Below are 12,624 nucleotides of genomic sequence, written 5' to 3'. Positions count from 1 at the left end.
GCTAAATTTCTTCTGGGCTGGAATCGGTCGCTGTCATGTAGCTGCCTCGCTCCTTGCGTTGACGCCACCAGGCCAACAAGGTGCTGGCGATAAAAATACTGGAATAAGCCCCTGCTGCAAATCCGATGATTAGCGTTAGGGCAAAGTCTTTTAAGGTTTCTCCACCAAAGATATAGATGCCGATTAAGGGCAACCCCGTGGTTAGAGAGGTGTTGATGGATCGTCCTAAGGTTTGGTTGACGGCGATATCTACAGTTTCGCTGATCGAGCGCTTGGCACCATATTTGAGATTTTCTCTAACGCGGTCGTAAATGACCACCGTATCGTTCACTGAGAAACCAATAATGGTCAACAATCCAACAATAAATAGGCTGTTAACCTCTACCCCACGGGTCAACCCCAGAATAGAGAAAAAGCCCATGGTAATCAGGACATCGTGGAACAAAGCCACAATGGCAAACAGGGCATAGTCAAACTGGAAGCGGACACTGACATAAACGATGATGGCCGCAAAAGAGACCAACAGAGCTAACAGTCCCGATGCCAGTAATTGACGCCCTAACGTCGGCCCCACCGTATCAATTTGAGATTTTTCTACATCCAGCTGGCCTAGCTTAGCGGTTAAAGCTTCTGTGAGTTTCGTCCGTTCTTCTTGGTTTAAATCCTTAGTACGAATCGCCACCCCTTGAGCATCTTGGCCAACCACCTGAACGCTGCTTTCAGCCAGCTTCTGTTCATCTAAGATCTGGCGAATATCTGTAATCTGGATAGGTGTTTTGCAGTTGTCAGGTTGGCTACAGTCTCGCTCTAGCTGTAAACGAGTGCCGCCCGTAAAATCGAGGCCGGGCTTTAGGGGAGCCTGATATTGATTCCAAGACAGGGCCATGGAAATAATGCCCGCTAAGATCAAAGCACCGGAAATTGTCCACCAAAGCCCCCGTTGCTGATTCAGATTCAACTTCATGAGACCGCCTTCTTAGAATCAAATAGTTCAACTTTTCGTAGACTGGGGATGCTAATGGCCGTGAACATTAGGGTGCGGCTGCAGGTAATGGCCGTAAACATACTGACGGCAACGCCAATGCCCAAAGTGACGGCAAATCCTCTCACTAGGCCCGACCCCAACCAATACAGCACGCCACAGGCGATGAGGGTGGTGACATTGCTATCGAGAATACTAGTGAAGGCGCGATAAAATCCTGATTCGATGGAGCGATAGAGGGTCTTCCCAGACCGCAATTCTTCCCGAGTGCGCTCAAAAATGAGGATATTGGCATCCACTGCCATGCCGATACTCAGGATAAAACCTGCAATCCCTGGCAAAGTGAGGGTGACGCCAAACAAAACATAGCAGGCAAAGGTCAAGAGGCCATAAACACAAAGGGCCACGTCTGCAATCAAGCCGGGCAGACGGTACCACACCCCCATAAAGATCAGCACTAGAATCAGTCCGCCAATCCCAGCCAAGACACTCCGACGAATACTGTCTTGGCCCAGGGTGGCACCAACGGTCCGAATCTCTTCTACTTTGACGGGGACAGGGAGTGATCCGCCTTTAAGCTGGTTGGCCAGCAGCTTGGCATCTTCTAGTTCAAAGTTGCCAGTAATAATGGCAGCTCCTCCGGTAATGCCATTGGCCTTAAATCGCTCACTGACAGTGGCTTGGCTAACAGACTTCCCATCCAAGAAAATCCCAAGAGGCTGTCCGGTGCCCGCCAAACTCTTGGTTAAAGCAGCAAATTTTTTGCCGCCATCTACATCAAACCGGAGGGTGACATCCCATTTATTCGGTTGGGATTGGGAAATGGCATAACTCGCATCGTTGAGGTCTTCCCCGGTTAAGTCCGTTTTTACGAAGAACTGATCTTGTAGCTCAGTGAGCTGTTTCTGCTTCTCCTGAACTTCTCCTTGGATCTTCGCGAGAGCTGCGGCATCGCCTGCTTTTTCTGCTTCGGGTAGCTTCTGCAATAACCGCTGCAGCTCACTGCTACGGACATTGACCTGAGCCAAGATAGCATTGTTGGGACGGCGAAAATCAAGCTGAGCAACCTGGCTAAGCAATTGTTCCGCGTCTTTTGGATCGCTAACCCCAGGAAGCTGGACGAGAATTTGCTGGTTACCTACGGTTTGGACGACGATTTCCGATACCCCTTCGGGGTTAAGGCGATTGGCCACTACGGTTTGCACCGCTTCCATGACGTTGGGGGTGATGTCTTTCACTTCCTCCGTCGGGTTGACCTGCAGCGTTAATTGAGACCCACCCCTCAGGTCTAGCCCCAGATTGATCTTGCCCAGGCCATACTGTTTGCCAAATGGGGTGACGACGATTAATGCCCCCACCACTAATAGGGCAATGAGAGCCAGTAGAAAGCGTTGTTGTTTAAGCACCGGTGTTACATTGCTCCAAACGGAAAAGTGAAACTAAAATTAGACCTGAAGGGCTGTAATCTGCTGAACGGCCTCGACAATTTGGGGAGGCTGAACAATCGTCAGGCTTTCTAACATGCCGTTATAAGGCGTTGGAATATCTTGAGAGGAGAGCCGCACGACAGGGCCATCCAGTTCATCAAAGAATCGATCATTAATGGAAGCGATAATTTCCGCACCAATGCCACCGGTTCGCATACATTCTTCGACGACAATCACCCGATGGGTTTTGCGAATGGAAGCCCCGATGGTATCGAAGTCGAGGGGCTTGAGAGAAATTAAATCAATAATCTCAGGATCGTAGCCTTGCTCCGTCAGGGTTTTCGCGGCCTGGACGACATGGTGACGCATTCGCGAGTAGGTGAGGATCGTTACATCCTTACCTGCACGAACCACTTCGGCTTTGTCTAGGGGTAAGACGTACTCTTGATCGGGTAATTCTTCCTTGAGGTTATAGAGCAGCACATGCTCAAAGAAGAGAACGGGGTTAGGGTCACGGATGGCTGCTTTGAGTAAGCCTTTGGCATTGTAGGGAGTGGAACAAGCCACAATTTTGAGACCGGGTACGGCTTGGAAATAAGCCTCTAGTCGCTGGGAATGTTCTGCACCCAGTTGTCGACCTACACCACCGGGGCCACGAATCACCATGGGAATTTTGAAGTTACCCCCAGAGGTATAGCGCAGCATGCCCGCATTATTGGCAATTTGGTTGAAGGCTAACAGCAGAAAGCCCATGTTCATCCCTTCAATGATCGGCTTTAGGCCAGTTATGGCAGCGCCAACAGCCATGCCAGTAAAGCTATTTTCCGCGATCGGTGTATCAAGGACGCGCAGCTCTCCGTACTTGTCATACAAGCCTTTTGTGACTTTGTAGGAGCCACCGTAATGTCCCACGTCTTCTCCCATGACCATGACGGTGTTGTCTTTTGCCATTTCTTCGTCGATGGCGTCACGGAGGGCGTTAAATAACAGTACTTCAGCCATAATGCGTTAGCGATACACTATTGGATACGTTAGCAGAAGACGGCCCTCCAACCCTAGTGGCAATCTTGAGTCCTAATTTTACGCCGATTCCTAGGCCGTTACATCGGTTATTTCAGGGTGGGATTGAGGGATTTAACCCGCTGATTGACCTTTTTAATATAGCCATCAATATCGCATTTGCGTTTAAGGCCGCTAGCCGCCATATAGCGAACGGTGCCAAAGATAGGACGTTCCCGCCAGCCCCGGTCATGAACCCCAAACACCCAGGCCACACCCGTGTAGGAATTAGCGTCTCGGCCATCAATAAAGTACTTATTATTGAGGTCTAAGGCCGTTTGGAAGGCTAGCTCTGGAGTGGCGGTCCATTCGATGATTTTTTTGCCCCAGTACATGCGCATATAGTTGTGCATATAGCCGGTGTGTTTCATTTCCGCCATAGCGGCATTCCAATAGGGGTCTTCGGTGCGGGATTCGTCGAGCTGTTCTAGGGAATAGCAGGGGATTCTAGGATCGTGGCGATGGTTGTCCAGGGTTGTCTGGGCCCAGTTGGGGAGACAGCTGTAAGCATCGTAGTCGGGGGTGTAGTGGGTAAAGTTCATGGCCAGCTCCCGCCGCACAATCAGCTCTTCGATATAAGTATCGACGTTATCGCGAGGGACATTACCCATAGATTGAATCTGCAGGGCCAAATATAAAGGGGAAATCTGGCCAAAATGCAGATATTGACTCATATAGGAGACATCATCGGTCTGGGGCTGATTGCGATGATCGGTATAGATAGCAAAGGATTTTCGCAGAAATTGCTCTAGGATTTGTTTGGCCCGAGTGGTGCCGCCCTGGAAGAGGGAACTGACGGGGGGCACGCTGCAGTCTAGGGGCAGCTGAGCTAGAACGGCCTCAATATTGCTGAGATCTAAGCTTTTTAGATCTAAATTGAGGGAGGATTGTTGAACTGGGGTTGATGCAAAGGGAATTAAAAAACGATCTAAGTGACGATGGATGCGGGGGCGGATGGTGCGGGCAGCATAATTGGCTTTGACAGAGGCGGTTTCCACGGGAACCACGACTTCAGATTCCACTTGCACTACCTGGCAGGGGGCACTTTGAGCCACGTTGTCTCGCCACTGGCGTTGGAAGCGGAGATAACCGCGATCGCACACCACCAACGAGGCTTCTTTCCCTAGTTCCAGAGCAATCTGGTCTGGATTGCCATAGCGCATCACAAATTTGATGCCTCGTTGAATCAGCGCTTGCTCCGTATCCTGCAAGCCTTCCAACATAAAGGTGTAATGGCGCAGATTCGAACCGGGATAATCGGCCATTAGGCCAAAGCAAACTACCACAGGCTGTTGGAGATCATTGGCCCGTTGAACGGCATATTCCAAGGCATGGTTGTATTCGGCTCGCTGAGACTGCTGCATCCAGTACAAGACATAGCCACCAGGCTGCACGTCCTGTTTATTTAGGAGTTGGATGCGTTCGTCCTCAATCTGCGAATGTGCCATTTCTTCTGTCAATGCTCTGCCTTATTTGTAATAACGCAGATTCCAGAAGAAGATCTATGGGGACGGTATAACTTGCGATAAGTAACTTTCTTTTGTGCTACTCAATAGAACCTAAATGCCCCAATGTTTAGCAGTCATATATAGCAAGCTCGCCTTAAGCAAGCATCTTTTGACGGCAATTGTCTAATTGTCGTTGCACAGCGACAACCTCTGGATGGCCATTTCCCAGAAGCTTTTGCCCCATCTCAAGGGCTTGAAGATAGAGATTCTCGGCTTTCTCAAATTGTTTTTGACTTTCATGGAGAAAGGCTAGTTTTCGAAGACTAGTCGCGACCTCTGGATGTTCATTGCCAAATAGCCTTTGGCTCATTTCCAGAATTTGTGTCAGAAGGGGAGCTGCTTCCACATACCGTTCTTGCTGACAGTAAATTAAGGCTAAGCCGTTAACGGGACCCATAAGAATATCTGGATATTCACTGCCAAATTGCTCTTGGTATATGGCAAGAGCTTGCGTCAAAAGGGGTTCTGCTTTCTTAAACCTTCTTTGACTTACGTAGAGCGATCCCAGGCTAGAGAGAGAATCAGCAATATCTGGGTGTTCACTACCCAACAACTTTTTTCGTATTTTCAAAGCTTGGGTAAGGAGGGATTCCCTCTCTTCATATCGATCTAAGAAGTGATAGAGATGTGCCAGAAAATCGAGCGTATCAGCAACATCTAGATGTTCATTACCAAATTGATCTTGATATATGGCAAGAGCCTGCTTCAGTAGAGGTTCTGCTTTGTCATACTGTTCTTGCTTGCAGTAGTTAGTTGCTTGCTGGTTGAGGTCTTTGGCGACTTCTATTGAGTTAATGGAGGAATCGGTCATAACCTACGGATCAAAAGTCGATGGCTAGATTATCAAGGATTCCCTAAGCATGGCTTGTACCTGCAGAACATTGTTGGACTCATCTAGGTGGAAGCAATCGATACTTCAGTTAGGCTATCTAAGATACGAAGTCGAGGCTGAGAGTTTTTAGTTTGCAGTGGCGAGAGTTCTCTATCTTTCAGAGTCTAGAAGATTGGCAGGTGTATTAAATAAAACGATTTGCGTGATTGGGACCCCTCTCTTTTCCTAAAGTGGTGTGGATAATTAATAGGTGTGAAGTCATTTAATAGGTGCAATATAAATTGCACTTCCACTTATCCCAGTGTTTCAACCTTCAGTCGTCTCATGGTTGCCGCAGTTATTATGTTGGAGATGGGGTGTGAAAAAATAGGAAAGTCACTTCATGATCAAGAAGGAGTGACCATAAGCAGGTGAGATGAATACCTACGCCATTTTTAAACAAACGCAATCCCTACGAGTCAGTGATGGTGCAGAGGTGCCTCTCTTAACAGGTTGTGAGCAGGCAACCTTAACCCTGGTTCTAGTCTGGCCACAGCTAGGAGATTTTGACAGTTTGGAATATGCCTGGTGGTTGCAGCGACAGGCCGAACAGATTCAAGCCAAAGGCGTGCAAATTCGAGCGGTGGGTATTGGAGATCGCAACTCAGGACAGAAATTTTGTGACTTCACTGGATTTCCAGCAGAGCATTTGTTCATCGATGCCACGGGCCAGCTCCATCAACAGCTTGACCTGTACCCAGGCTTGACCTGGAAGGTGCCGTTTTTCTCCCCGATTCAGAATTCATACCTAAATTTGCTACTCATGTGTGCAGGGATTGGCAGCCCTGGAACATTGGCGGAAGTGTTTCGAGGCTATCGGGGCGATTGCAATGCCCCGCAACTCATTGCTGAGGATGAAGAAGTCAAAGCATTTCCCCTCCCACCCGTGAACGGTGCTTTATTCAATCGCGCCGGAGGCAAAGGGTTTCAGCGCCCCTTTGAGTTAGCAACCCTGCGCTTACGCAATATGGCTGAAGTCTTGAACCATTGGCAAACCTATGTTCCTGATGCCACCTACATCACTCAACGGGGAGGCACGTTTCTGTTTGATCAGCAGGGTAAACAGGTGTATGAACATCGCGATCGCGGCATACTAGGATTCTCAGCTAATATGAGCAATCCCCTGTCTTTTCTGCTGACGTGACATCAAATTATATTCATGGTTATTCTGCCGCTGAGCAGCAGCGGCTGCTAAAACAGTCCCAGTATTGGCAAGATCGTTTGATTTGCCCAGGCTTAGACTATCAACCCGGCGATCGAGTGTTAGAAATTGGCTGTGCCGTCGGTACAACCTTGGGCGTATTGGCCAGTCAATTCCCCGGCATAGAAGTGGCTGGCCTAGACCGAGAATCGAACCAAATCCACCAGGCTCGACAATACTTGGCCTCGGTTAACATTCCTGTTGATCTGCAAGTGGGTGAAGCAGAGAATTTACCTTGGTCCGACAACCACTTCAACCATGTCTACATCATGTGGTTACTGGAACATATGGTTGAGCCTAGGCCCGTTCTTCTAGAAGCCCAACGGGTACTGCAAGCGGGCGGCACTATCACTCTTATAGAGACTGATTACACCAGTCATGTGGTCTATCCTCTATCCGAGGATTATGACTATCTTGCCCAAGCCCAATGCCAGCTTTTTTCTCGAACGGGTAATCCTCTCGTTGGGCGTCAACTCGGATCTCTGCTGGTTCAAGCTGGATTTTCTGAGGTGCAAAACCAGCCCGTCGGATTTCATGTTTTTCAAGGTATGCCTGATCAAGCCCTGGAGCAGCATGTTGAGTATTGCTTGGGGTTTTTAGAACCGATGATTCCTCAGATGGTGCAGCTTAATCTGGATGAGCAACGGCTGCTAAAAGGACTGGCCCATTTACAGGCTATTCCCGAGCACCCTGACGGGGCAATGACAACCATTGTCTATCGGGCCCAGGCCCGAAAAAATTAACTGAGGCAAACGCAAGTGGCGAGTCTAAAACAGCATATTCTCTTCTTTCTGATTGGATTGGGTGTCCTGTTGGGGAGCCCTCGGTTTGTTGCTGTCTCTCAAGAGTCTGGAACGTCTCAGCTGGGTAAGCAATTACAACAACAGGTTCAAAACTGCGTGGGTCGTGCCCCTACTGCACCACAATCTACCCAACGTTATCAAACCTGCATCACTCAGCTGATTCTGCTGGATGCTAAGGGCAATCGACGCTCAGATGCGTCTCAGCGCTTATTGGTACTTTTCGAGGCTATGGGCATTGCCATTCCTCAACGGCAACGCCAGGGCCAAACGACTTTAGCGTTGCAGGCCATACCCAGAAGCAACTGCTTCAGCCTCCCGGTCAAACTGAAGGGATACACTGGGCAGTTTTTGCTGGATACAGGTGCAACCCATACCATCATCAACACAATCTTGGGGAAACAACTGGGGTTGCCACTGCAAGACTATCCACCCAATTTGACCCAAGGCTTAGCATTTGGAAATGGTAAAAAAACTCAGGTGGGTATCTACCCAGCCTTAACCTTGAGTATTAAGGATGCCTCGGTTCAGCAGATTCATCCCTTGGGTATGGCGAAACAGGCCATGCTCCACAATCTATCTGGAATCCTCGGGCTAGATTTTCTCAGTCAGTTTGATATGGTTATTGACCCTAGGCATCGTCAGATCCAATTGCTCCCACCGACTTCCCAAAAAGAGGGCATCCCCTTAATAGGCAAGGGGGGCTGGCTGACGGTTCAGGTGTTAATTAACGGTCAAGGTCCCTTTACCTTTGCCTTGGATACCGGGGCGACCCAAACGATTCTCTCTCCTAAACTAGCGGCCCAATTGGCCCTCTCTCCCAGCGCTAAACCGGTTCAATTACAAGGATTGCTGGGGACAGAGGCAGCCCAGCCTACGCAGCTTGACTCGATTCAGATCGGCCCGCATCAAACGACACAGCTCGATGCCTTAATTATTGCCAGTCCATTAATCGCACGGATGCAGGTAGATGGTCTCATTGGTCAAAATTTCCTCAATCAATACCAACAGCATTGGCGCTTTGGCTCTCAGAATGCCTTAGGCATGGTTGAACAAGGGACATTAAAACTTTCCCCCCTGATGCCGTAATTTTAGGTCTAGCGGGTCCAAGCTGGATGAGACAGCAAAGCATTGATAACCTGAACTCCCCGCAATTGGTTAGACAAAGGTAGATGTCCTTTAGGAGCACTCAGGTCCCAGGTGAATTCATCAGGCCAACGCGTCCAATTTCGCCCCGAACGCCAGTTGATCTTGGGCCAGAGTACATCCCAATTGCGGCCAACACTGAGCCATAGCTGCCGTTGAACACTATAGCCGAATTTCCCTTCCGAATGGACTAACCACAGCTGGTTAATGGTTTGTAGGTCAGGAATGGGATATTGCTCAACTTCAGTGAAATATATCCATTTCCGTTTGGTGGCTGCTGGCCCTGATAGCTCACAGAGCTTACTTAACGTTAAGTTGTCGGCGGCTTGAAAGGATTGCTTAGCCAGTGAACGCTGGAGAGGTAAGTAGTCAATATTTTGCTCAGAGCGTAGGGGGACCACACCAGCATCAAAATGCTCCTGCAAAAAGCTCTGGACTGCTGGTACCTCTGTCCCTAACAGCAGCTCATAACAGCGGCCATCAATAAAAGTAGAAGTGTCCTGCTGGCGAGAGAGTAAAAAGTTCTGCAAGATGGCATAACCTGCTTCCCCCTGAGCCAGAATATCTGGCATCACCTGGAGCTGTATCTTTTCTGAGCCAGTGTTGAGTTGAGACTCCAACTCAGCAATATCAGGCGGGTGCGATTGAGCAGATGCGTCCATAAAGTTGTAGCGAATTTATCCTGTATCTTAAGCTATCAAACCCTGGGGGAGTCTGACGAGGAAAATCCTTTTGTTCTTTTCTCTTCAGGCATAACCATCCGCTGAATGGTTATGCTTCAGAATCCCCGTCGGTCGTGAGGGACTGGAGTGCAGAGATTACTCGGTAAACGTCCACCCGTTCAACTTTTCCTTTCAGGGCTAAGGTTCCCCAGTTCTCGACTTCAAATTGGTTGTCTAAGTACTCAAGAGTTTCTTTAGCAATCAATACCCGACAAGAAGAGCTTTGCCGTTGCTTGTCAAAACTTTCCAATCGGGAGGCGGTATTGACACTATCGCCGATCACGCCATACTCCAAGCGAGTTTTACTGCCTAGACTCCCCACCACCACGGACCCAGTGAAGATACCGGCCCGCATCTGAACCGCGGGTAGCCCGCTTTTTTGCCATTGGGGATTGAGTGCGTCAAGGCGTTTGCCCATATCTAAAGCACAGGCCACCGCATTTTGAGTATCCCTTGCGATCGCAGCCTGTTCTTCATTGGCAATGGGGGCACCAAAAACGGCCATCACCCCATCCCCCGTAAATTTATTAATCACCCCATGATGGGCTTGTACACTCTGGGTCATAGCTTCTAAATATTCATTGAGCCACTCCAGAAGCTGTTCCGGCGACATCTTTTCCGAAATCGTGCTGAACCCCTTTAAATCCGTAAACAACAGGGTCGCGGTTATTCTCTGGCCTGTAAGCTTGCCATCCTCTAAAAGTTCATCTCGTCGTTGCCAGAGGGTTTCGGCAATTTCGGGGGAGGTACTTTGCCCCAACAGTTTCATCACCATCTTCTGTTGCCGCTGAGCTTGCTGGGCGTTGTAAATCACCACAATGCCCGTAGCGCCGACAAATGCGAGAAAGGGAGGGACCAAAGGAATCCAAATTTGCTGAGAAAATAATATTCTACAGACGCTATACAGCACGATTAGAGCCATGCCACTGCCCAGCACTAACCCCATCGGATGGCGAACACCCCAGGCCAGCAGGCTCCCGATCAGCGCCCAACCCAAAATCCATATCATTTCCCCCGGTTCCGGCCAGACGGAAATCAGGTTGCGGGTGCCGTCTGCCGCATCTAGGAATTGACTAACCATTTGGGCATGGATAACCACACCGGGCATCGTCTGCCGATCGTCCAGGCTAGAACTATAGGGGGTATGGAACAGATCTTTGCCGCTTTCGGCAGTCGTACCCATGAGGATGATGCGGTCTTTAATCAGGTTGGGATTAACCTGGCCTGCTAACACCTCGGACAGACTGACCTGCTCCACACTCTCGTGGGCAGATCGATAGTTGATCAAAATTTGATAGCCCCGAGTATCCGCATTGATATAAGAGCCATCGTTACTTTGCAAAGGCCAAAATACAGTGGGACCAATTTGCAGCACATTGGGGTCGACTTCGCTGGGCTTGTCTTCTTTGCCCTCATCCTTGAGGTAGCGGAGGGCCATTCTCAGGGCAAAGGACGGAAAGTAATCCTCTTGATACAGCAAATTACGACGAACAACTCCGCCAGAATCAACGACGGTATCGTTGAATCCCACCTGTGTTTCTGGTACTCCAGTGGGGGGAGGGATGGTGGCCTCATGTTCAGAGCCGAGTTTAGTAATCACAACCACCCGGTCAGATTCCTTCATCTGTTGAACGAGTTGGGCATGGCCGTTGGTTTGGGTCGGTTCTTTGAGATTGGGAATAGGCAGATTACGCCAAATATCTAGACCAATGACTCGGGGCTGATGGGTTTGTAGTTTTTTGAAGGCATCAGCTAGCACGCTGTCAGGAATGGGCCACTGTCCCATGGCTTGAATATCCGCTTCGGTGATTCCGACCACTAGGAGTCTTGAATCTTTACCCAAATCGGGTTGGGCTTGCACAAAGTGATCATAAGCGGACAGTTCCAGGGACTGGAGCCCTGCAACCCGCAGGAAACCGATTTGCCAGCGGGTGACTTGCCGAATACCTAGAACGCCACCGCTCACCACGAGTCCGGCAAGGAGAGCGATGGCCAGGTTAGGCCAACGGGATCGGAGTTGATGGAAAAACTGAGCCAAGATACCAAAAAATCATGGGGTTGCGGTATGAGTATAGTGTAGAGCGATAGTCCAGATGATATTGATATGGCCGACTATTTGATCGCAACCTTAAGCGATCGCATCCAAGCAGAAGAAGTCCATTTAGCCTTGCAAGAGATCGGATTGTCGGAACCCAATCTTAATCTGTTTGGCAAAGGCTACAAGACGGGAGAAGACTGTAAAGACTTTGATCCTGCCCTGATTACCAAACGACAAATGCAGCGCATGATGATCTTTTTGCTGCCCCTAGGATTTGTAGGAGGAATTATTTTCTACCAGGCAGTCCGGGTGGATGTTCTACCTAGCTTGGGATTTGTCGGGAATGCAGTGATAGGAGGACTTTTAGGGGCTGCTTCTGGTGCATTAGGGGGATATATCACAGGGGGCGGTTTATCTTTGCTGTTGGATAAACCTGTTCCCTATGCGGAGCAAATTGAAGCAGGAACCTTTCTTATTGTTGTCCGGGATGCAGAAGATTTAAAAATGCGCCAGGCAAACCGCGTCTTCAGAACCCTCAATATTGATAATGTTGCCTATTATGAGCGACCAGATTAAACTACAAACGACAGCATAAATCACAACAGTTTGGGTCTTATAATCATGGCCTTGGATGGGGAAAGGCTAGCCTGCTTGTTGGAAGGGTTTCCAGAAGTAACTGAATATTCTCTTGGGCTTGAGGGGGCTGAAGGAATTTTCCTTTAGATTTGGTGCTGTGCTGTTTCGATACTCTGCACTTATATTTTGAACCTCTGGGTCAAACAAAATTATCGGTATCTTGATGTACCCAGAAATGGGACTTAAAAAACTATTCTGCAATGTCTTTTATAGTTTTTTTTTGCTAAAATGCCA

General features: G+C 49.0%; 11 protein-coding genes. 4 read left to right on the top strand and 7 right to left on the bottom strand.

Translation table 11 applies throughout. The features are described 5' to 3' along the window. Window position 1: 1 nt before the first annotated feature. The 5 genes from secF to HRE53_RS01390 all read right to left on the bottom strand — a co-directional run bounded on the left by secF (window position 2) and on the right by HRE53_RS01390 (window position 5,787). Window positions 2-964 (bottom strand): protein translocase subunit SecF, encoded by a 963-nt coding sequence (gene secF, locus HRE53_RS01410; RefSeq protein ID WP_235108799.1) that lies wholly within the window; start codon window positions 962-964, stop codon window positions 2-4. Then, window positions 961-2,388, bottom strand: a complete 1,428-nt coding sequence (gene secD, locus HRE53_RS01405; RefSeq protein ID WP_235108798.1) for a protein translocase subunit SecD — start codon at window positions 2,386-2,388, stop codon at window positions 961-963. The genes secF and secD overlap by 4 nt, the downstream gene beginning before the upstream one ends. A gap of 39 nt (window positions 2,389-2,427) precedes the next feature. Continuing rightward, a complete protein-coding gene (locus HRE53_RS01400) occupies window positions 2,428-3,411 on the bottom strand; it encodes an alpha-ketoacid dehydrogenase subunit beta (protein WP_235108797.1) in 984 nt (327 codons plus the stop codon). Window positions 3,412-3,518: 107 nt separating this feature from the next. Beyond that, entirely contained in the window at window positions 3,519-4,916 is a 1,398-nt protein-coding gene (locus HRE53_RS01395; protein WP_235108796.1) for a deoxyribodipyrimidine photo-lyase, read from the bottom strand. 154 nt (window positions 4,917-5,070) lie between these two features. Beyond that, a complete protein-coding gene (locus HRE53_RS01390; protein WP_235108795.1) occupies window positions 5,071-5,787 on the bottom strand; it encodes a tetratricopeptide repeat protein in 717 nt (238 codons plus the stop codon). A gap of 436 nt (window positions 5,788-6,223) precedes the next feature. On the opposite strand from HRE53_RS01390, the gene HRE53_RS01385 reads away from it, so the two are divergent. From HRE53_RS01385 to HRE53_RS01375, 3 genes are read left to right on the top strand one after another with little or no spacing between them, the layout of a single operon-like run. After that, window positions 6,224-6,991 (top strand): peroxiredoxin-like family protein, encoded by a 768-nt coding sequence (locus HRE53_RS01385; RefSeq protein ID WP_235108794.1) that lies wholly within the window; start codon window positions 6,224-6,226, stop codon window positions 6,989-6,991. Further along, on the top strand, window positions 6,988-7,791 hold the full coding sequence (locus HRE53_RS01380) for a class I SAM-dependent methyltransferase (protein WP_235108793.1): 804 nt from the start codon (window positions 6,988-6,990) through the stop codon (window positions 7,789-7,791). The genes HRE53_RS01385 and HRE53_RS01380 overlap by 4 nt, the downstream gene beginning before the upstream one ends. A gap of 15 nt (window positions 7,792-7,806) precedes the next feature. Then, window positions 7,807-8,937 carry a retropepsin-like aspartic protease gene (locus HRE53_RS01375; protein ID WP_235108792.1) on the top strand — a complete coding sequence of 377 codons (1,131 nt, stop codon included), beginning with the start codon at window positions 7,807-7,809 and terminating at the stop codon, window positions 8,935-8,937. An 8-nt stretch (window positions 8,938-8,945) separates the two neighbouring features. On the opposite strand, the gene HRE53_RS01370 is transcribed toward HRE53_RS01375, so the two are convergent. Together HRE53_RS01370 and HRE53_RS01365 are read right to left on the bottom strand one after the other, a co-directional pair. Beyond that, window positions 8,946-9,656, bottom strand: coding sequence for a GUN4 domain-containing protein (locus HRE53_RS01370; protein WP_235108791.1), 711 nt, complete (start codon window positions 9,654-9,656; stop codon window positions 8,946-8,948). Window positions 9,657-9,765: 109 nt separating this feature from the next. Continuing rightward, window positions 9,766-11,754 (bottom strand): CHASE2 domain-containing protein, encoded by a 1,989-nt coding sequence (locus HRE53_RS01365; RefSeq protein ID WP_235108790.1) that lies wholly within the window; start codon window positions 11,752-11,754, stop codon window positions 9,766-9,768. Window positions 11,755-11,820: 66 nt separating this feature from the next. On the opposite strand from HRE53_RS01365, the gene HRE53_RS01360 reads away from it, so the two are divergent. Next, window positions 11,821-12,330 carry a hypothetical protein gene (locus tag HRE53_RS01360; RefSeq protein WP_212661884.1) on the top strand — a complete coding sequence of 170 codons (510 nt, stop codon included), beginning with the start codon at window positions 11,821-11,823 and terminating at the stop codon, window positions 12,328-12,330. Window positions 12,331-12,624: the final 294 nt, after the last annotated feature.

The organism is Acaryochloris sp. 'Moss Beach', from assembly GCF_021497025.1.
GTDB classification, from domain to species: Bacteria; Cyanobacteriota; Cyanobacteriia; order Thermosynechococcales; family Thermosynechococcaceae; genus Acaryochloris; species Acaryochloris marina_A.
Note: the sequence above shows the minus strand (reverse complement) of the source record. Positions and strands in the feature narration are given on the sequence as shown.